The sequence below is a fragment of the Kangiella aquimarina DSM 16071 genome, assembly GCF_000374105.1.
In the GTDB taxonomy this organism is placed as follows: domain Bacteria; phylum Pseudomonadota; class Gammaproteobacteria; order Enterobacterales; family Kangiellaceae; genus Kangiella; species Kangiella aquimarina.
Genome location: NZ_KB893650.1, coordinates 705,748 through 725,311, shown reverse-complemented (window position 1 = coordinate 725,311; position 19,564 = coordinate 705,748). Strand labels below are relative to the sequence as shown.

At 42.4% G+C, this 19,564-nt stretch carries 19 protein-coding genes; 9 read left to right on the top strand and 10 right to left on the bottom strand.

From position 1 onward, the window contains the following. Positions 1 to 7: 7 nt before the first annotated feature. Entirely contained in the window at positions 8 to 2,077 is a 2,070-nt protein-coding gene (locus B158_RS0103610) for a sensor domain-containing diguanylate cyclase (protein WP_018623988.1), read from the bottom strand. Between the two features lie 284 nt (positions 2,078 to 2,361). On the opposite strand from B158_RS0103610, the gene B158_RS0103605 reads away from it, so the two are divergent. Together B158_RS0103605 and B158_RS0103600 are read left to right on the top strand one after the other, a co-directional pair. Next, entirely contained in the window at positions 2,362 to 3,450 is a 1,089-nt protein-coding gene (locus B158_RS0103605; RefSeq protein WP_018623987.1) for a tRNA (5-methylaminomethyl-2-thiouridylate)-methyltransferase, read from the top strand. Continuing rightward, positions 3,447 to 3,680: a sulfurtransferase TusA family protein gene (locus B158_RS0103600; protein ID WP_018623986.1), complete on the top strand. Its 234-nt coding sequence runs from the start codon at positions 3,447 to 3,449 to the stop codon at positions 3,678 to 3,680. Before B158_RS0103605 ends, B158_RS0103600 begins: the two co-directional genes overlap by 4 nt. Here B158_RS0103600 and B158_RS0103595 read toward each other — a convergent pair. The 3 genes from B158_RS0103595 to B158_RS0103585 all read right to left on the bottom strand — a co-directional run bounded on the left by B158_RS0103595 (position 3,677) and on the right by B158_RS0103585 (position 8,105). Then, a complete protein-coding gene (locus B158_RS0103595; protein ID WP_018623985.1) occupies positions 3,677 to 4,354 on the bottom strand; it encodes a putative 2OG-Fe(II) oxygenase in 678 nt (225 codons plus the stop codon). The genes B158_RS0103600 and B158_RS0103595 overlap by 4 nt on opposite strands. A 10-nt stretch (positions 4,355 to 4,364) precedes the next feature. Beyond that, entirely contained in the window at positions 4,365 to 5,357 is a 993-nt protein-coding gene (locus tag B158_RS13210; protein WP_169334648.1) for a class I SAM-dependent methyltransferase, read from the bottom strand. Positions 5,358 to 5,423: 66 nt separating this feature from the next. After that, the gene (locus B158_RS0103585; RefSeq protein WP_018623983.1) at positions 5,424 to 8,105 is read right to left on the bottom strand and encodes a TonB-dependent receptor; all 2,682 of its coding nucleotides are present in this window, start codon (positions 8,103 to 8,105) and stop codon (positions 5,424 to 5,426) included. A 435-nt stretch (positions 8,106 to 8,540) separates the two neighbouring features. On the opposite strand from B158_RS0103585, the gene glnA reads away from it, so the two are divergent. From glnA to trmL, 5 genes are all read left to right on the top strand, one after another. Next, the gene (glnA, locus tag B158_RS0103575) at positions 8,541 to 9,950 is read left to right on the top strand and encodes a glutamate--ammonia ligase (protein WP_018623981.1); all 1,410 of its coding nucleotides are present in this window, start codon (positions 8,541 to 8,543) and stop codon (positions 9,948 to 9,950) included. Positions 9,951 to 10,072: 122 nt separating this feature from the next. Beyond that, positions 10,073 to 10,624, top strand: coding sequence for a DUF4124 domain-containing protein (locus B158_RS0103570; protein ID WP_018623980.1), 552 nt, complete (start codon positions 10,073 to 10,075; stop codon positions 10,622 to 10,624). A 92-nt stretch (positions 10,625 to 10,716) separates the two neighbouring features. Further along, positions 10,717 to 11,778 carry a nitrogen regulation protein NR(II) gene (gene glnL, locus B158_RS0103565; protein WP_018623979.1) on the top strand — a complete coding sequence of 354 codons (1,062 nt, stop codon included), beginning with the start codon at positions 10,717 to 10,719 and terminating at the stop codon, positions 11,776 to 11,778. After that, the gene (locus tag B158_RS0103560; RefSeq protein WP_018623978.1) at positions 11,775 to 12,383 is read left to right on the top strand and encodes a response regulator; all 609 of its coding nucleotides are present in this window, start codon (positions 11,775 to 11,777) and stop codon (positions 12,381 to 12,383) included. Before glnL ends, B158_RS0103560 begins: the two co-directional genes overlap by 4 nt. Further along, positions 12,384 to 12,845, top strand: a complete 462-nt coding sequence (trmL, locus tag B158_RS0103555) for a tRNA (uridine(34)/cytosine(34)/5-carboxymethylaminomethyluridine(34)-2'-O)-methyltransferase TrmL (protein ID WP_018623977.1) — start codon at positions 12,384 to 12,386, stop codon at positions 12,843 to 12,845. It abuts the gene before it with no gap. Positions 12,846 to 12,862: 17 nt separating this feature from the next. Here the strand turns inward: trmL and gpsA are convergent, their stop codons facing one another. The 6 genes from gpsA to B158_RS0103525 all read right to left on the bottom strand — a co-directional run bounded on the left by gpsA (position 12,863) and on the right by B158_RS0103525 (position 16,690). After that, on the bottom strand, positions 12,863 to 13,873 hold the full coding sequence (gene gpsA, locus B158_RS0103550; protein WP_018623976.1) for an NAD(P)H-dependent glycerol-3-phosphate dehydrogenase: 1,011 nt from the start codon (positions 13,871 to 13,873) through the stop codon (positions 12,863 to 12,865). Continuing rightward, complete coding sequence (secB, locus tag B158_RS0103545; protein WP_018623975.1) at positions 13,873 to 14,379, bottom strand: protein-export chaperone SecB; 507 nt, start codon at positions 14,377 to 14,379, stop codon at positions 13,873 to 13,875. Before secB ends, gpsA begins: the two co-directional genes overlap by 1 nt. A gap of 27 nt (positions 14,380 to 14,406) precedes the next feature. After that, positions 14,407 to 14,667, bottom strand: coding sequence for a glutaredoxin 3 (gene grxC, locus B158_RS0103540; RefSeq protein ID WP_018623974.1), 261 nt, complete (start codon positions 14,665 to 14,667; stop codon positions 14,407 to 14,409). Positions 14,668 to 14,699: 32 nt separating this feature from the next. Then, positions 14,700 to 15,125 (bottom strand): rhodanese-like domain-containing protein, encoded by a 426-nt coding sequence (locus tag B158_RS0103535; RefSeq protein ID WP_018623973.1) that lies wholly within the window; start codon positions 15,123 to 15,125, stop codon positions 14,700 to 14,702. A 159-nt stretch (positions 15,126 to 15,284) separates the two neighbouring features. Next, on the bottom strand, positions 15,285 to 15,764 hold the full coding sequence (locus B158_RS0103530; RefSeq protein WP_018623972.1) for an NfeD family protein: 480 nt from the start codon (positions 15,762 to 15,764) through the stop codon (positions 15,285 to 15,287). Between the two features lie 2 nt (positions 15,765 to 15,766). Further along, entirely contained in the window at positions 15,767 to 16,690 is a 924-nt protein-coding gene (locus tag B158_RS0103525) for an SPFH domain-containing protein (RefSeq protein ID WP_018623971.1), read from the bottom strand. Positions 16,691 to 16,862: 172 nt separating this feature from the next. Here B158_RS0103525 and gpmI point away from each other — a divergent pair, with 172 nt between their 5' ends. After that, positions 16,863 to 18,398 carry a 2,3-bisphosphoglycerate-independent phosphoglycerate mutase gene (gene gpmI, locus B158_RS0103520; RefSeq protein ID WP_026309217.1) on the top strand — a complete coding sequence of 512 codons (1,536 nt, stop codon included), beginning with the start codon at positions 16,863 to 16,865 and terminating at the stop codon, positions 18,396 to 18,398. Next, positions 18,385 to 19,560, top strand: coding sequence for a murein hydrolase activator EnvC family protein (locus tag B158_RS0103515; protein ID WP_018623969.1), 1,176 nt, complete (start codon positions 18,385 to 18,387; stop codon positions 19,558 to 19,560). Before gpmI ends, B158_RS0103515 begins: the two co-directional genes overlap by 14 nt. Positions 19,561 to 19,564: the final 4 nt, after the last annotated feature.

The following is a 19,564-nucleotide window of genomic DNA, read 5'->3' as shown; positions in this document are numbered from 1 at the left end:
ACTTTTTCTACTGCTGACCTGCAGATAACTGATTTCTTCCTGATGTTTTACTTTTATATAATAACTTATCAGCATTTGACACCAGTTTATCATAAGTAATATTCAAATCGTCTTTGACGCTATATGCTCCAATGCTGACAGTAATGGATATTATTTTTTCTTCGTAGTAAATTTCATGGTTGGCAATATTTAATCTAAGTTCATCCAACATCTGCCTATGAATATTAATATCGCCACCTGCAATAAATACTACAAACTCTTCACCACCATAGCGAGCAACAAAATCTGAATCTCTTTTAAACCGTTTTTTCATTTCTTCGGCAACCATGATTATGCATTGATCACCTGCGGCATGGCCCCATTGATCATTTACATTTTTGAAATGATCGATATCCAGAATTGCCATTGTTATAGGTGTAGCATGTCGAATAGAAACGGCAAACGCATTTTTCACATTCTGATCGAAACCACGTCGATTATAAATTTGTGTTAACTCATCTTGCACACTAACTAATGCCAGTTTGTCATTGGCTTCCCTTAGCTCTTTCGTTTTTTCTTCGACTTGTTCCTGCAAAGTCTTCTGATACTCAAGCATAAAGTGCTGTGCTTGCTGTAACTGCTCTCTTACTGATTCAATCTCTACGCTACTATAGATAGACCGAGCTTTTCTTGGGATAGGCTCATTGGACGAAAAATGCCTTACAATTGTTTCAAGCGGTCGAGTAATCTGTTTTGAGAATTTTTGCACCACCAGTAAAACAATCGAGGCAATAATCAACAAACTGACGATTAGATTATAAAAGTCATTTTTATAGGCGTCTATTAACGTGTCTGGTGAACTGAGTGTATATATTTTCCAGCCACCCTCAGTAACTCTATTCTTAAATAAGAAGAAACCTTCACTTAATTTAAGTAGAGGTAACTCATCTGTGTAAACTTGCTCTATTTTTTCTGGTAAAAACTCTGATAGTGGTTCCAGGTTTAATATTTCGGAAGCATACACAAGTTTATTTTTTGCGTCAGTTACAATGACGAAGACACTAAATCCGCTAGTCCCAGCTCCAAACTTTTCGAAATTCGCCAAGTTTAAGGTTGCCTGTACAATGCCCGAAAATTGCTCACCTTCAAAATAGGGTGAACTGATTGCCACAATGGGATCATTCCCATACCCCCTGGCCTGAAATACATCCGATATATAATGCGTATTTCGCGAATAAGGGACTTGAAAATATAACCGGTCGTCAACCATCTTTTCTGCCCTGGAAAGTCCCTGCAAAGTATCTTCAAACTCCTGCGGTGCACCATGAATCACGTACCCATTTTCATCTGTTATAAGCATCGAAAAAACGTCCGGATACTGGCTCTGCGCATCCAACAAAAATTCTAGCTTCTCTTTATCCTTGTATGGTTGCCAGCTAAAGGTATTGGCTAGATTATCAACCATCCTTTGGTGATGAGTTAAATGGTTTCTTGTTATTTCAGTGTAATGATCAGCCTGAACACCTAACAATTCACTCGCCTGCTGTTCTGCTATCTTGGCAGAATTATTTGATAGTATTAACGTGATTATTAGTGATGGTAGCAGGATGCTTATCATCGATAACTCAAATATCCGATAGGATAATTTAGGTAGCTGTTGCTGGATATCAAGTCTATGCCATCTTGTTGGCAAAAATGGTCTCAATAGCGAAGCAGCTGACACAACTAAAACGCCATTTAATAACTGCTTCAGCATGATGACCTGTATAAAGTCACTTGAGCTGATCCCGAAGAAGTAAATGACAAACACATAAGTAATTGGGATGCCGATAACGAGCCAATAGACAACATCTGCAACTAGAAGCACCCAACCTCTTCTACTCAAAGCATAAAGTACCAGAATTTCTAATATTGAATTGATGAAGAATGCGGGATTATGGGTTTCAACATACAATCCAATGGAGCCAATAAGTGCTGCGAATACAGCTGGGTATAGCCCACGAGTTACCAGACAGAAGATAATGAATATTTGCCCGAAATGCAGGCTTAGGTTCCCGTAAAGGTGGGCTATCAGGAAGCTATTGAATAATAAAGCCATCAGGCCATACGCAGAAGCATAGCCAAGCTCTTTCAGAATTTGTTGTTTTCTTGTCCTAGTGTCCAGAATTACCTCCTGTTGCTAGCACCCCCATAGTAACTTAATTATCTGATTTACCAAACTTTTTTTGAATTACTAGCCTTTTTGTCTCTTGTTTAACTGCAGTGATTGTATCTATTGTTTACTTTTCACTTCCCAACCTTTGCCTATAGCGGCTTGCTAATATATAATCGCTGTCCATTTTTTGACCACCCCATATTGTGTAACTTATTGATTTTCAGATTATGACTCAAGCAAATTCTATTCAAACTTCGAACAATGCCCCACAAAAACAGCGCAAGGCCGTTGCTTTGATTTCTGGCGGCCTAGACTCTTTATTAGCAGCTAAAGTGATCCAGGAACAGGGAGTCCATGTGGAAGGCATCAATTTTTATACTGGTTTTTGCGTTGAGGGTCATACTCATGCCATTCGCAAGAAAGATAAAGATAAGCAAAAGCGTAACAATGCTCTGTGGGTTGCAGAGCAGCTAGGAATTAAACTCCATATCATTGATATTTCTGAAGAATATAAGGATATCGTACTAAACCCCAAGCATGGCTATGGCGCTAACCTGAACCCTTGCCTGGACTGCAAAATCTTTATGGTGAATCAGGCACAGGCTTGGGCTTGGGCCGAAGAAAACGGCTTTGACTTTATCATTACTGGAGAAGTAATTGGCCAGCGTCCAAAGTCACAACGAAAAGAAACCATGCCTATTATTGCCCGTGAGTCAGGTGCTGAAGATAGGCTGTTACGCCCACTGTGCGCCAAAAACTTGATGCCAACCTTGCCTGAGCGCGAGGGATGGGTAGACCGTGATCAACTTTACGATTTCTCAGGCCGAAGCCGTAAACCTCAGTTTGAGCTGGCTAAAAAGTTTGGCTTTGATGACTTTGCCCAACCTGCCGGTGGCTGCTGTTTCTTAACTGATGCAAATTACTCAGCCAAACTTGCTGACTTATGGGAGGCTCGTGGTGAAAGGCGCTATGAACTTGATGACATTATGCTATTGAAAGTTGGACGCCACATACGGCCTAAACCTAACTTCAAATTGATTGTGAGCCGCGAAGAAGGTGAAAACAACTTCCTAAAAGGTTACAAGAAACAGTTCACCAGTATCCATACAGTCAGCCATGGCGGTCCTTTAACTTTACTGGATGGGGCATTCGATAAAGACGACATAAAGCTTGCAGCACAAATTGTTGCCCGTTACTCAGGTGGTAAAAGCGCAGATGCAGTTACCGTACAAATCGAAAACTATAATGGCACCTCTTATGTGATGGACGTTCCACCAATGCCTGCGCATGAAGTGAAAGAGGAATGGCATGTATGAGTAACAAACACACTTTAGACTGCTCGAACCTTCTGTGCCCGATGCCCGTAATTCGCACCCAGAATGCACTCAAAGAGTTAAACGAAGGTGACACACTTGAGGTTATATGTACTGACCCTGGTACATTAAGTGACATTCCCACTTGGTGTCGTATTAACCAGCAGGAAGTCTTATCCACGGAAGAGATTGATAATCAAATTATTTTCACCATAAAAAAAACCGCTATTTAGCGGTTTTTTATTTCACCTGAATATTTAAACCATGCGTTGAATGCTACTGTTATTCTTTCTCGCGTTCCAAAGTACGGCTTTACTTCATGCAATAGCCAAGATGGAAACATAATTAACTGTCCCGGTTTAAGTTTAAATTGCAAATTTCCCCTAGAGTACTGACTGGATAGATTTGAGCAAGACATATCAACGTATGAGGTAGTAGCCATGTTGGGAGATAAAAAGCTTAATAATCCTGACCCAATCGACTCATCATCCTGATCCCCTTCATCAACACAATAAACACCGGACCAAGCAGAATTAGCATGGTTATGAACACCAAAAAAACCACCTTTTTTTGTAACATGAAACCAGCTTGAGCTAGCCATATGAAGCTTTTCTAGCGTCTTCAAATCATAGTTATTTAGTTTACCAATAGCCTGGTAGAGACTTGCCCAGCAAAAATCTCTTAAACTTGAAATTTCAGGATTATTCCAAGAAAATAAATCAAACCTACTTTCAAATACGTTTTCATTTTTCTGTACATACTCTTCTTTATTACCGAATTTTTCTTTTTCTTTTTCAGCCTTTAGAAATATTTGCCTCAATTTTGGATTAAGTTGCTCATGATTTGAGTATGTAGCTTCAATAATTGGTACTGAGAAAACTGGCTGTATATTTAATTTATCAATCATTTTTCTATTCTCACTTATGTTTTTTTAGTGTTAACCCCCAGGCAAGGACTTGCCCTTTTTCTTGTAAGGTAATCAACTCTTCTTTCTCTAGTTTAGAATCATTACAAATTTTAATAAGCTCATTTAGCTCACTTTCTGTTTTTGCTGCTAACAGTAAGTTTTCTAACCTCTTCCTATTATGCCTTAGCTCCTCCCATAAATTTTCAAGTATCTCTTTTCCCTCTTTGATACCACTACTTTTTGCAGTGTTAAAGCTAAGCATAATACAATCTAAGCATTCAAATATTATGTCTGGACATTTACTTTTTGACGCTATAACTTTTGCTTCTTCAACTTGGCTATTAAACTCAGCTCTTATTATATTTGCTGTTTCATTATTGCTAACTTTTTTCACATTATGTGGATTTTTTAGCATTGCCATAAACTTCAGAAGTTTACCGCTACTATCTCTTATGCCCTTGTTGCTTAATAACCAGTTAATGTGAGTAATTTCTTCATGGCTATTTTTAACTATTATAGAGTCAGAGTTATGTACTACCGAGTAGATTTTACCTCCCGGCTTCAATACTCTTGAGGCCTCTTTTAAACTTTCGGATAGATCGCTGTATTCAAGTCCAAACTGACTTGTAATTATATCAAAGGTGTTATCTTTAATTGGTAAATTAGCAATATTAATATTAGGTATAAACTCAACCTTTTCTCTGATAGTACTCGGAAATGATTCAATCCACTTTGGATTTATTCCCGCTATATCTACCCCAACAATTTTTTCAGCATCTGTTATATCCTTATTATCCAGCAATAGAGAAATTAAACCTCCATTTCCTGTACATAAGTCTAATAATGATAAGCTGTCTAAACTTTGAATTTTTCCATTCCAGAATTGGAGAATAGAACCTTGGTAATTGCCAAACTCAGTATCATAGCCGCATGAATTTAGTATTCCTTTTTCCCAATAGGACGTCCAATGTGTTTGTTTATCTGTTTCTTTATTATTTTTCACGTTTACCTCTACTATAAAAAAAGGGCGCATACACGCCCTTTTTTATACCTAAGATAAGAGTCTATCTTAGAATCTTTGCGTATAACGTAAGTATACGATACGACCATAGCCATCATACAAGCCAAAGTCATAACCACGACCACCACCTTCATAAGGATCTAATACTGGATCCTCGTCAGTGATGTTATTAGCACCTAGAGAAATCATACCATCCCAAGGAGTATTGTAGTTAACTTGTAGATCGTGTGTAGTCCAACTAGGATTTTGAAGTCTTACAGTTGTATCATAACTTACATCTGGTATACATGATGGATCTGAGAAGTCTTCACAGAATGTGCCGTTGGTAGATTTAGTTTCAGCAATATGGTTGATATTCCAAACCACACCGAAGTCACCAATAGACCAAACGTTGCTTAAGTTAGCACGCATATCTGGAACACCTGGCAAACCTACGAAGTCTTCACCATTTAACTCATACTTCTCAACATAACCAACTTGTAGGTTAGTGCTAAGTACGCCTGCGCCACCCATGTCGTAACGATGCTTCACGTTGAAATCAAGACCTGAAGTTTCGATTTCGCCACGGTTAATGAAACCACGCTGTACGAATAAAATTGGGTTAATCTCTTCACCTGGCTCGATTGTTCCGTTGCCGTCAACATCGTATGGTACTGTTTGGAAAGCAGCACCTAAACCAAGAGAAGCATCACCTGGAGTAGCTGTCGCTGGAAGCTCAGATACACCATTAGGACATGGAGCCAAGCCTCTCAAACAAGCAACGATTTCACCTGTACCAATTGCAGAGATTTGGTCTTCAAGCTGAATGTTGTAGTAATCAACAGACATTGACAAGTCATCAGTTGCCTGCCATACAACACCGAAACCAAACTGATCTGAATTTTCTGCACCCAAGTTAGGGTTTGCAAGAACGTATGCGTCAGTTTGAGTTTGACAGCTGATAGAACCACTCAAGAACAAACATGTCTCTGGGTCAGTTGTACCGTCAGCAGAGAAAGCAGGCTGAGCAGTTAAGATATCCAATGATGGAGCACGGAAACCTTCACCCCAAGATGCACGCATTGTTACATCGTCTGTTGGTTGGAAACGTACAGATACTTTAGGTGCAAAGTTATCACCGAAGTCACTGTAGTCATCATAACGGCCAGCTACGTTAACTTCCAAGTTGTCTAGAACAGGCAACAAAGTTTCGAAATAAACAGCTGTTACGTCACGACCACCACCAGCAGAGTTACCAGCAGAACCACCGATCACACCACCTTCAGACAATGAGTCATACTGATCTTCGTATTTCTCTTTACGATACTCGCCACCCACTAGCATACGAGCAGCGCCACCGTCCATGTCAAACAAGTCAAATTGACTGTTTACATAAACTTCATCAATGATAGAGCTTGACTCACGGTTAATAGTAGCTTTCAAACCGTTAAGAACGCTGTCTGGGTTACCAGCTGGGTCTAAGATATCATATGAACCATCAGCAATCGCTTGGTTCATCAAAGGAGTTACTACATAGTTACGACCAAACTCGTCATATTTGTAGTCATTACGACGGATACCGAATTCCATCTCAACTGCATCAGTTACGAAGCCTTCAAAGCCCCACTCAACTGCATACATATTTTGATCAGTATTAGTATCACGAGTACCTGTACCTAAACTACGGTGACGTAAAAGAACGTCTTCACCAACATAGTTGTTTGGTGATGAAGCTGGTACAAACACGATTAGAGGAGTTGGAGCGTAACGACCAAATGACTTAACACGTGAGTTAGTCGCGTTGAAGAAAGTACTCCAGTCATCGTTAATTTGGTACTGTGCGCGACCGAAAATTGAATGATTTTCTAATTCAGCTTCATCTGCAGCCAATGCCGTGAAGTCATAGAAACAAAGATTTTGGCCTGGGATAGTAAACATGCCTACAGAGTCACAACCTTCGCCATTTGGAGTCCAGTTTTGAACACCGCTTAAGCCAGTGAATGCAGTTGTAGTTGCAAGTGACTGGTAGTTGTTACCATAAGATGAAATACCGCCTGAAGACCACTCACGGTCACGTTGGAATACGATTTCGCGGCTATTCCAAGAAGCACCTAGGTATGCAGAGCCTCTGTCACCTGAAGCACCAAAGATGATTGAACCTTCATCAGTAGAACCACCTTCACGGCTTGGCTCAGATGCACCAATACGGAATTCTACGCCATCGAAATCTTTACGAGTGATGATGTTTACAACACCACCGATTGCGTCTGTACCATAAATCGCAGAAGCACCATCTGAAAGAATTTCAATTCTCTCTACTGCTGCCAATGGGATGCTGTTCAAATCTTGAGCTGAACCTACTTGAGGAGCAACTGGGCCACGACGACCATCGATCAAAATCAAAGAACGACCGCCACCTAAACCACGTAAGCTCAATTCAGCAAAAGATTGCGCTGAGCTACCAGATTGTGGACGGAATGAACCGAAAGAGTTGAAAGTTGTGTTACGTAAGAAGTCTGCAACAGATACGTCACCACTCATGTCTAAATCTTCACGAGAGATAACTGTTACTGGCAAAGCACCTTCAACGTCAGTTCTTTTTAAACGTGAACCTGTTACAACAACCGTTTCAGCTTCTTCTGCTTCTTCTTCAGCAGCGAAACTAGCTGGAGCTGCAACAGCCATTGAAGCTGCAAAGCCGCTATATAAAGCGTACTTTACTGCTTTAGCTATCATTGTCTTGTTAGTCATAAAATCCTACCTATAGATAAGTTGGTAAATTTTCTTTCTTTTTGCCCAAAACTGTATTTTATCGCGCCACAATAAAGTACCACGGCCAAACACAGCCTTGGAGAATGTTATAGTTATCATAATTTTCTATGGTCGGTCAACAAGTTTTGCATTTAAGTGACTATTGGTTATAGGTGATTTTTCCTATACGTAGTTTAGTCTGTAGCTTGATATAGCCTCATAAAAAATATTTTGCTTTGTACTTTTTTTAACCAGCAGAATATAAATTTTCTCGAGTCTATCTTTGATAATAGAAAATGCTTCCTCCAGAAAGTCCGCACGCACCATTTTGGTGCATTGTTATGTAGGGTTCCCCCTGTTTTAAATAGTCTTAATTTTATGACCTGATTATAATAGCCACCATCAAATTCCTTTTGACTCACTGGAGCAATACTAATGTCAGTTGAAAACGTTCTTAAAATGATTGAAGAAATGGATGTTAAATTTGTTGACCTTCGCTTTACCGATACTAAAGGTAAAGAGCAACACGTTACCATTCCTGCGCGCCTTGTTGACGAAGAAATGTTAACAGAGGGTAAGATGTTTGACGGTTCTTCAATCGCTGGTTGGAAAGGCATTAATGAATCAGACATGGTCCTTATGCCAGATGCAGAGTCTGCTGTTATGGATCCTTTCTTCGAAGATGCAACTCTTAACTTGCGTTGCGATATTTTAGAGCCATCAACGATGACTGGTTATGATAGAGACCCTCGTTCGGTAGCTCGTCGTGCTGAAGAATATTTAAAGTCTACAGGCGTAGCAGATACAGCATTCTTTGGTCCTGAACCAGAGTTTTTCATGTTTGAAGACGTGCGTTTTAAAACCGACATGAGCGGTTCATTCGTAAAGATCGATGACCCTGAAGCAGCATGGAATTCTGACAAATCATACGAAGGCGGTAACTATGCTCACCGTCCTCGCGTAAAAGGCGGTTACTTCCCAGTTCCTCCTGTTGATTCATCACAAGATATTCGCTCACAAATGTGTCTTGTTATGGAGCAGATGGGTTTGCGTATTGAAGCTCACCACCACGAAGTTGCAACCGGTGGTCAGAATGAGATTGCCACTGAATTTAACACGCTTATGAAGAAAGCGGATGAAGTTCAAATCTTAAAATATGTTATTCATAACGTCGCTCATGCTTATGGCAAAACCGCGACATTCATGCCAAAACCAATCGTTGGCGATAATGGTACTGGTATGCATGTTCACATGTCTCTTGCAAAAGATGGTAAAAATCTTTTCGCTGGTGATAAATATGCAGGTCTTTCTGCAGAAGCCTTGTATTACATCGGCGGCATCATCAAACATGCACGCGCATTGAATGCTTTGACTAACCCGTCAACAAATTCATATAAACGTCTAGTGCCTGGTTTTGAAGCTCCAGTAATGCTTGCATACTCCGCTAAAAACCGTTCTGCTTCAATTCGTATTCCGCATGTCAGTAGCGCAAAAGCTCGTCGTATCGAAGTGCGTTTCCCAGACCCAATGGCGAATCCATACTTGGCATTTGCTGCATTGATGATGGCTGGTCTTGACGGAATCCAAAACAAAATCCATCCTGGCGATGCAATGGATAAAGATTTGTATGATTTGCCAGCGGAAGAAGCAAAAGCAATTCCAACTGTTGCCAAGTCTTTAGAGCAGGCTTTAGATGCACTAAATGCTGACCGTGAATTCCTAACTCGTGGCGGTGTTTTCTCTGATGACATGCTTGATGCTTACATTGAACTCAAGCGTGCTGATATTGAGCGTCTAAACATGACAACTCACCCAGTTGAGTTCGACATGTACTACAGCTTGTAATCAGATTAATTTCTGATGCGAAAAAAAGCCCGGCACATGCTGGGCTTTTTTTATTTTTGACAGATGGCACAAGCTGCCTAATACTTTGTCTAATCAGGTAAGTTCATTACAGGGTGATTTTAATGCAAGTTAAAGTTTCATATCTTTTTAAACTGTCACTCCTTTTTGTCACGGCACTATGGTTCACTGGTGCTGATGCCACCGTGTTGTACAAAAAGGTGGATAAAGATGGCAAAGTAACCTATACCGATAAGCCCATAGAAGGTGCCGAAGCGATTACTGTTAAAACCAATCAGAATGTTGTTTCTACACCTCGCATCAGCCCCAGCAAGCAACAGCAGAGTCAAAACGATGATGAAGAGCAAGGGCCAATGTATGAAGTATTTTCAATTGACAGCCCGACCAATGATCAAGGCGTCAGGGCAAACGATGGTTCGGTCAATATCGTGATAGGTATTACACCGCAGATTCAACCCAACCACAGTATTCGATTACATATGGATGGCGTTCAGGTAGGCCAGGATCAGAAAATTCCCTACTTTAATTTAGTCAATGTGGCACGCGGTACTCACGAGCTGGTAGCTATGGTTATCAATGACGAAACACAGGAAATTGTCCAGACCAGCAAGGCAGTGACCTTTCATGTCTTACGGGCTTCAGTCCTGAACCGATAGTACTCGACTTCAACTAAGCTCAGTAACGCACCGTTTTGGTGCGTTATTCATTTTAAGCTGTTATAATCCGTTTTTTTCCAGCCCAGCCATCTATGAATACCAAAGCACTGCTCGACCAGCTCTCTACCGCAGTCATGCTGTTTGATACTCATGGTCGCTTTGCCTATTTGAACCAAACCGCAGAAAGCGCATTACGGACCACCTCCAAGGTTCTGCTCGGGCAACGCTATAGTTTTTTTATCGCCAGCGATAGCCTCCCTCTCCGCGAACTATTAAAAACACTTAAGGACAATGGCAGTTTTGCTCAGGATGATTTAAGGCTGGAGTTGCTCAATGGCCGCAACATTATTGCCAACTTTACCGGTCACTGGATCCATCTTGATAAGCCTTACCTGATGGTCGAGTGGCAGGACAGACAGAGCATAAAGCGCTATCAACATGAGCTTGGGATACTGCAACAAAACCAAATCAATAATAAATTGTTGGCCCAACTAGCCCATGAAGTCAAAAATCCTCTCAGCGGTATCGCCGGTGCTGCTCAACTTCTGGCGCTTGAGCTTCCAGAAGAACAGAAAGAATTTACCGATATTATTCAGCACGAAATTGAGCGGCTTTCCAAACTGGTAGATCGAATGTTACTGGGTGGCAAAAAAGCCAGCAAAGTACTAACTAATATTCATGAAGTCACTGAACAGGTTTACGACTTCTGCAGCATTAATCTACCGGAAAATATTCAACTAAAAAAAGATTATGATCCCAGTCTGCCAGAACTTACGATCGCGCCAGAGTCTGTTTATCAGGCACTGTTGAATGTAGTCCAGAATGCTATTGAAGCGTGTGCGGTTCAAAAACAGGCGAACATTGTTATAAAAACCCGCGCGTTACCTCGTCACAGTATTGGCATAAAACAATACCCGCTTACCCTTCGAATTGATGTCATAGATGATGGTCCAGGAATTGACCCTGCACTACAACCCAATGTCTTTGTGCCCCTCATCAGTGGGAAACAGAGTAGTGGATTGGGACTGGGAATTGCTCAAAGTCTGATTCAGCAGCAAAGCGGCATTATAGAATTTATTAGCGACGCTACAGGTACAACTTTTTCTATTTACCTGCCCGTAGTCAATCATGATAGCGAGGTTGAACAGCAATGACCGAGCAGCCAACTATTCTGGTGGTAGATGATGATAGTTCAATTCGCTGGGTGCTAGCACGCGCGCTAAACAACGCAGAGTTTAAAGTCATCTCCTGCGATAACGGCGCTGAAGGTTTGGAGCTAGTCAGAACTCACAGTCCCAATATTGTAATCACTGACATTCAAATGGCGGGAATGAGTGGTCTTGAGTTACTCGAAAAACTTAATCAATCAAACCCAAATCTGCCGGTAATTATGATCACTGCCTATGCTGATACGGATATTGGAAGCCAAACCCACGAACTGGGTGCTTTCGATTATTTACCTAAACCATTCAACATTAATCAGGTCATCGACATCTGTCGCAAGGCTCTCGATAGCCAACTCCCCAATACGCATCTGCCTGCCTGGCAGCAGCAGATCCACAAGGCCATAGAACAGCACTACCATCAGGGGCAGACAGATATACTGCAACAAATTCAGGATGATTTTGAGCGCTTTATCGTAGACAATGCCTTGCGGCTAACTCAGGGACACAAACAAAAAGCCGCAAAGCTCCTTGGCTGGGGGCGCAACACACTGACCCGTAAACTACAAAACTGGCAACAGCAGGACGACGAGTAAATGTACCATATCGTTTTATTTGAACCTGAAATTCCACCAAATACCGGCAATATTATCCGCTTATGCGCCAATACCGGTTTTCAGCTTCACTTAATCAAACCACTTGGGTTTGAAATAGATGACAAGCGAATGCGTCGAGCAGGGTTAGATTACCATGAATGGGCACAGGTCAAAATTCATGACAACTACCAGGCATTTCTAGACAATGAACAACCGGAACGGCTATTTGGGCTTAGCACCAAAGCAAAAAACTATTTTCATCAAGTTGAGTTTCAGGATGGTGATTACTTAATGTTTGGTCCAGAAACCAGAGGACTACCCGATCATATCCTTGAGGATATGGGAGAACACCTGCTAAGAATCCCTATGCGCCCTGACAGCCGCAGTCTGAACCTTTCTAATACGGTAGCTATAGTAACTTACGAAGTATTGCGACAGGAGCAGTTTGAAGGCTTTCTGTAATCCTTATGGATTAACGATTACTTCAAGCCTTCTGATTTAAGATCGCGCGTTAACAGTTCGTGGGCTGCCTGACGGGCATCAACACCTTCATAAATGATGCGATAGATGGCATCGCTAATGGGCATTTCAACATTGAGTCGCTCCGCGAGCATTTTAACTTCTTTGGCATTACGGACACCTTCGACGACCTGTCCAATGGCATGTTCCGCTTCCTCACGACTGGCGCCTTTACCTAAAGCCAAACCAAATCGGCGGTTGCGTGACTGGTTATCGGTGCAGGTCAATACCAGATCACCCATTCCGGCCATGCCATTGAAGGTTTCCTGCTTACCGCCTGCGGCAACGCCTAAGCGAGTCATTTCAACCAGTCCACGGGTAATCAAAGCGGTTCGAGCATTGGCACCATAGCCTAAGCCATCAGCAATCCCAGCACCTATGGCCACAACGTTTTTTACAGCGCCACCGACCTGCACACCAACAATATCATCGCTGGTATAAACTCGGAAACGTTCATTATGCAGTGCTAAGGCTAGCTGCTCGGCAAACTCATCATTATTGGCTGCTAAAGTAATGGCGGTTGGCATACCGATAGCCATCTCTTTGGCAAAAGTCGGTCCGGATAAGATGGCATGAGGCATATCACTGCCCAAAATGCTTTTAAGCACATTGCCAAGCAAATCACCACTCTCGGGATCCAGCCCTTTACTGGCCCAGACTAACCGACTACTTTTATCAACATAGGGTTTTACAAGATGTAGCGTATCGCGAAATGCATGGCTTGGAACTGCCACTAGAATTATCGGATGATCCGCAAGTGCGGATTCAACATTATCAGTAACAGATAGGTTCTCGGGGAAAGCTACATCTGGAAGATATTTAGAATTGTTTCTGGCCTGCTGCATTTCAGCAACATGCTCAGCATTACGAGCCCATAATTGAACACGATGACCATTACGGGCCAGTAAAACTGCCAATGCGGTTCCATAAGAACCAGCCCCTAGAACCGCAAAGGAAAGTGGTGCAGACATTAAGCGTTCGCTTCGCCTTGTTCAGCCTGCTGCTGTTGTGCTTTTTGCATAGCTTGATCGAACAAAGTGTTAAAGTTTATAGGCTGTAATACAAAACGAGGGAAACCGCCACGAGCAATGATTTCTGAGATAGCCTCACGAACATAAGGAAGTAATTGATCACAACAGAAGGTTCTCAACAAACGATTTTTTGTTGCATCGTCTACGCCTTTTATTGCAAATACTCCACCATATTTAACTTCAGCAATATAAATGGTTTTATCATCCATCTTGGCTGTAACAGTAACCTGTAGCTCAGTTTCATAACTGTCATTTCCTAACTCTTTTGCTCTGTTATTTAAGTTAACATCAACGCTAGGTTTAAACTGTTCTAAGAAAATTTCAGGTGAATTAGGAGCTTCAAATGAAACATCCTTAGCGTAAATAGTTTGAACACCTATTTGAACACCCTCAGGAGACTCTACCTGTTGCTCATTAGTTTCTACTTTCTGATCTTGCTCTGCCATAATCTTCTCTCTTAACTTTTACTCTTACTAATTATTGTCTTGCAATAGTGGCAATAACTCACCCTTGCGGTGTAATGCATACAGGTCATCACAACCACCTATTGCTCGTTCATTGATAATAATTTGAGGAACTGTATAGCCACCGGTTAATGATTCCATGTGAGCTCTTAACTCTTGGTCACCGTCGACAGGAATCTCTTTATAATCAACCTGAAGTTCATCTAATAACGCTTTCGCTCTGACGCAGAATGGGCAGTAGCGCGTAGTGTAAATGGTTACTTGTGACATTATAGTTCTCAAATATTGTCGGATGTTTTAGCTTAGCCTTTCGCTAAAGGCAAGTTTTCTGTAGTCCAGGACTGGATTCCACCTTTCAGTTTATGGACATCGGTGAAACCGTGCTTTCTGAGTTGCATCGCGGCATTACCCGCCTGCACACCTGCGTTACAGACCATTATGATGGGGACCTCTTTATGTTTTTCAAGGTCCTTGATTCGATCCTTCAGCTTACCGAAAGGAATATTGATTGAGCCTGGAATATGCCCTTTGTTGTAATCCGCTATCGCGCGTAGGTCAACCACCACTGCATTTTGCTTATTGACCATCTGGGTCATCACTAATGGAGTCAATGACTTAGAGCCGCTGGTTGCGGTCTTGATCAAACTGATTATTATCAATAGGGTAAATGCCAGCCAGGCAGTACCTAAAATAGGATGATTGCCGTAAAACTCAAGTAGTTGTTGCATCTGCTGATAAGCCTTTGGATTTCACAAAATAGAGACAGCGCATTATACACAAAACAGCGCCAAGGCCTAGAGTGTGTTGACTTTCAGGAACAAAATATCCACGCCTTAAAAGCCCATAAGGAGGCCGTAGCCTCCTTATAATAATCACAATACTAAGGACTAAGCCTGAGTATTGGCAGCATCAGAGGTAACCGGCTCGACTTTGAGGGTAGCTCCCTCAAAACCAACCACCTTTACCTTGTGGCCTTCGGGCAGTTCTGGACCTTCCACGCGCCAATAGGTGTCCCCAACTCTAACCTTACCGACCCCATTTTCAATAGCATTACTCAGGTTGAATTCGCGCCCAACCAAAGACTTACTGCGCTGATTGAGTGAGCCACTATCATCATCCTGGTCTAGTTTGTGCTTCTTCGCATAGGACTTCCATATAACAAGGCTTGCTACTGACAATATAGAAAATACCAACCATTGCATTTCTGGTGGCATCAGACCCGGGAATATCAGCTGTAATACGCCAACCACCAAAGCGCCAACACCAAACCACAGCAAAATGGCTCCTGGTGCAAACATTTCCAGAATAAGAAGCACCAGTCCAAATACTAGCCAGTGCCAATATTCAATTTGTAGAAAAAACTCCATAATTACCCCTTACTCTGACCAAATGACTCTTTGGCAATTTCAGCAATACCGGCAACCGATCCAATTACCGACGATGCTTCGAGTGGCAACATCAACAACTTCTGGTTATCTGCCGTCGCAATTTGCGCTAAGGCATCGACATATTTCTGTGCCACAAAGTAATTAATCGCCTGCACGTTACCTTCGGCTATCGCTTTCGATACCATCTGCGTCGCATTAGCCTCAGCTTCAGCCTGACGCTCGCGCGCTTCCGCTTCACGGAATGCGGCTTCTTTTTCACCTTCTGCTTTTAAGATAGATGATTGCTTCATACCTTCCGCCGTTAGAATTTCAGACTGTTTTGTACCTTCTGCCTCAAGAATCTTGGCACGCTTTAAACGCTCAGCCTTCATCTGCTGCGCCATCGCATCAACCAAGTCGCGTGGCGGTAGGATGTCCTTGATCTCTATACGAGTAACCTTAACCCCCCAAGGGTTAGTCGCTTCATCAACAATGGTCAAAATGCGCGCATTGATTTCATCTCGCTTAGACAGCATCCAGTCCAGATCCATACTGCCCAATACGGTACGGATATTGGTCTGAACCAGATTTTGCATCGCTCTATGCAACTGGTTCACTTCATAGGTCGCTTTAATCGGATCGATCACCTGGAAAAAACATACTGCATCGATAGTAACCGTAGCGTTATCCTGTGAAATAACCTGCTGTGCAGGGATATCCAGCACCTGCTCTTTCATATTTACCTTGGCCGCAACCTGGTCAAATACGGGTATAATAATATGGAGTCCAGGGGTCAGTACTTTACGGAACTTACCAAAGCGCTCAACTGTATATTCAAAACCCTGGTTAACGGTTTTAATCCCTGAAAATAGTAGAAAAACTACAAAAACAACTAACACGATTATAATTATTAGGCCTGCATCCATTAATTCATCCTCTTTGTTTATTGGAATAATTCAGTCAATAACTATAGGTAGTTTTTCACAATTAAATCAATTGTTTTTATGTAATTAAATTTATCTTCAAGCCTCTGGCTGGCTTAGAATCAAGGCAAAAGGTACAATAGCGCCAACTTTTAGCAAGCTGATTCAAGAATCCATGAGTAACACGCCTAAACCAATGGCCTTAATCATCCTTGATGGTTGGGGTTACAGTGAAGATCCGACCGATAATGCCATCATGGCTGCGCATACCCCTAACTGGGATAAATACTGGCAGCAATACAGCCACACGCTTATTTCCGGTTCTGGTACTGACGTCGGCCTGCCAGACGGTCAAATGGGTAACTCAGAAGTTGGCCATTTAAACCTGGGAGCTGGTCGTGTGGTCTATCAGGATTACACCCGCATCAGTAAGGCCATAGTTGACGGTGACTTCTTTGAAAATCAGGCGTTAGTTACAGCCATAGATAAAGCTGTAGCCCAAAACAAGGCGGTTCACTTGATGGGATTGCTCTCACCGGGTGGCGTGCATAGCCACGAAGAGCATTTTCATGCCGCTCTTAAGCTTTGTCATCAGCGTGGTGCTAAGAAAGTTTATATTCATGCCTTCCTTGATGGACGCGATATGCCGCCGAGAAGTGCAGAAGCCAGCCTCAAGCTGATGCAGCAGGTTTGCGAGCAACAAGGCATTGGACGCATTGCCAGTATTATTGGTCGTTATTACGCAATGGATCGCGACAACCGCTGGGAACGTATTGAAGAAGCCTATCAAATGCTGACCGAAGGCAAAGCCGCTTATCAAGCAGATGATGCGGTTTCCGCTTTGCAGGCTGCCTATGCGCGCGATGAAAATGATGAGTTCGTCAAAGCCACCACCATTGGTGAACCAGCCATTATAGGTGATGGCGACTCGGTAATTTTTATGAACTACCGTGCCGATCGTGCACGCCAGTTAAGCAAGACATTTGTGAGCGATGACTTTGATGGCTTCACACGCCAGGCTCGCCCACAACTTTCAGACTTCGTCATGCTCACTGAATACGCATCAGACATTCCTGCCAGCGTCGCCTATCCACCAATCGGCATGACCAATGTGCTCGGTGAACATTTGATGAAACTTGGCAAGAAACAATTGCGCATCGCGGAAACAGAAAAGTATGCTCACGTTACTTTTTTCTTTAATGGTGGCCGCGAACACCCCTTTACTGGCGAAGACCGTAAGTTAATACCATCTCCTCAGGTCGCAACATACGATCTGCAACCTGAAATGAACGCAGCAATGGTTACCGACCATCTTGTGGATGTTATAGAAAATCAAACCTATGATGTCATCATCTGTAACTTTGCTAACCCGGATATGGTGGGCCATACTGGAAATTTTGAGGCCACTGTAAAAGCGATTGAAGCACTTGATGTGTGTATTGGCCGCATCGTAAGAGCTCTTGAAAAAGTCGGTGGTGAAGCCTTGATAACTGCTGACCATGGCAACGCTGAAAAGATGGCTGATGCCTCTACCGGCCAGGCGCACACCGCCCACACCAGTGAGCCTGTACCACTTCTTTATATTGGTCGCAAAGCCAGCATCAAAATCAATGACGGAGTTTTGTCAGATCTCGCTCCTACCATGTTAAGCTTAATGAGTTTACCGATACCTGAAGAAATGACGGGGCGTCCAATCTTTGAAGTTAACTGATTTATTGTTTTTATCTTCACTCAAGCAAGTACCACAGTTTACCCTGTTGGTGCTTGCTCTTTTGCTTTCCCCTTTCGCTCATTCTGCTCAAGATCAGCAACAGGCAGAGCAGGAACTCCAAGAATTGAAGCAGGTCATTAACCAGCTCCAGAAGCAGCTGGCGGAAAATCGTAGCCAACAAACCGATACCGAAAAAGCCATTCAGGCGATAGATGTTAAGTTATCTGCTGTCAGTAAAGAGCTGCGCGAAACTCAGTTAAAAATTAGCAATAACAAAAAAGAACTTAACCAGCTTCAAAAGCAGAAAACTGAAAAAAACATTCTAAAGGAAAAGCAGAGAAAACAATTATCATCCCAACTGCGAAGTGCTTATATTGCAGGGCAAGAAGAATACATTAAGTTACTGCTCAACCAGGAAGACCCGGCAAAAATTTCCCGCATGCTGCAATACTACCGCTATCTTAATCAAGCACGTATACGAGATATCGACGCTTTACAGAAAACCCTTGAAGAGCTGCAACAAGTCGAAGAGAAAATCAATGCAACAACCTTGCAGTTAACCGAACTTGAGGCACAGCAAAAGCAACAGGTAGACCAGCAGTTATCGTTAAAGTCACAACAGACTCAAGCTCTGCAAGATCTCAAGAAAGAATATCAGAATCAGAACTCCCGGTTGGCTCAATTAAGAAAAGACGAACAGGAATTGCAGGCAATTATTTCGTCGTTACAAAAGACCCTCGAAGAGTTTGCTCCAAAGCAATCACTCAAAGGCCTGGCTCAATATAAAAACAAATTAAACTGGCCAGTTAAAGGTACCATTCAGCACCGGTTTGGCAGTAACAAGTTTGCCAATAAAGTAAAATGGAATGGTATCGTAATTAATGCGGAATCCGGAAAAAACGTGCAGGCTATACATAATGGGCAGGTGGTCTTTGCCGATTGGTTGCGCGGGTTTGGACTAATGGTTATTATCGATCATGGTCAGGGTTATCTGTCGCTCTACGGGCAAAACGAAAGTCTGCTTAAATCAACGGGGGATTGGGTTGAAGCGGGTGAGCCGGTTGCTACGGTAGGTAGAAGTGGCGGTACCACTGAGCCAGGACTATATTTTGAAATTCGCTATAAAGGCAAACCACAAAATCCAGTGAACTGGATCAAATAAATTA

What these genes read in the sequence shown, in the direction of transcription:
- secB (WP_018623975.1), bottom strand. Translation starts at nt 14,379, where the DNA reads ATGGCAGAGCAAGATCAGAAAGTAGAAACTAATGAGCAACAGGTAGAG.
- B158_RS0103530 (WP_018623972.1), bottom strand. Translation starts at nt 15,764, where the DNA reads ATGGAGTTTTTTCTACAAATTGAATATTGGCACTGGCTAGTATTTGGA.
- B158_RS0103535 (WP_018623973.1), bottom strand. Translation starts at nt 15,125, where the DNA reads ATGCAACAACTACTTGAGTTTTACGGCAATCATCCTATTTTAGGTACT.
- gpsA (WP_018623976.1), bottom strand. Translation starts at nt 13,873, where the DNA reads ATGTCTGCACCACTTTCCTTTGCGGTTCTAGGGGCTGGTTCTTATGGA.
- B158_RS0103570 (WP_018623980.1), top strand. Translation starts at nt 10,073, where the DNA reads ATGCAAGTTAAAGTTTCATATCTTTTTAAACTGTCACTCCTTTTTGTC.
- trmL (WP_018623977.1), top strand. Translation starts at nt 12,384, where the DNA reads ATGTACCATATCGTTTTATTTGAACCTGAAATTCCACCAAATACCGGC.
- B158_RS0103595 (WP_018623985.1), bottom strand. Translation starts at nt 4,354, where the DNA reads ATGATTGATAAATTAAATATACAGCCAGTTTTCTCAGTACCAATTATT.
- B158_RS0103610 (WP_018623988.1), bottom strand. Translation starts at nt 2,077, where the DNA reads ATGGCTTTATTATTCAATAGCTTCCTGATAGCCCACCTTTACGGGAAC.
- glnA (WP_018623981.1), top strand. Translation starts at nt 8,541, where the DNA reads ATGTCAGTTGAAAACGTTCTTAAAATGATTGAAGAAATGGATGTTAAA.
- B158_RS0103585 (WP_018623983.1), bottom strand. Translation starts at nt 8,105, where the DNA reads ATGACTAACAAGACAATGATAGCTAAAGCAGTAAAGTACGCTTTATAT.
- gpmI (WP_026309217.1), top strand. Translation starts at nt 16,863, where the DNA reads ATGAGTAACACGCCTAAACCAATGGCCTTAATCATCCTTGATGGTTGG.
- B158_RS0103560 (WP_018623978.1), top strand. Translation starts at nt 11,775, where the DNA reads ATGACCGAGCAGCCAACTATTCTGGTGGTAGATGATGATAGTTCAATT.
- glnL (WP_018623979.1), top strand. Translation starts at nt 10,717, where the DNA reads ATGAATACCAAAGCACTGCTCGACCAGCTCTCTACCGCAGTCATGCTG.
- B158_RS0103605 (WP_018623987.1), top strand. Translation starts at nt 2,362, where the DNA reads ATGACTCAAGCAAATTCTATTCAAACTTCGAACAATGCCCCACAAAAA.
- B158_RS0103525 (WP_018623971.1), bottom strand. Translation starts at nt 16,690, where the DNA reads ATGGATGCAGGCCTAATAATTATAATCGTGTTAGTTGTTTTTGTAGTT.
- B158_RS0103600 (WP_018623986.1), top strand. Translation starts at nt 3,447, where the DNA reads ATGAGTAACAAACACACTTTAGACTGCTCGAACCTTCTGTGCCCGATG.
- grxC (WP_018623974.1), bottom strand. Translation starts at nt 14,667, where the DNA reads ATGTCACAAGTAACCATTTACACTACGCGCTACTGCCCATTCTGCGTC.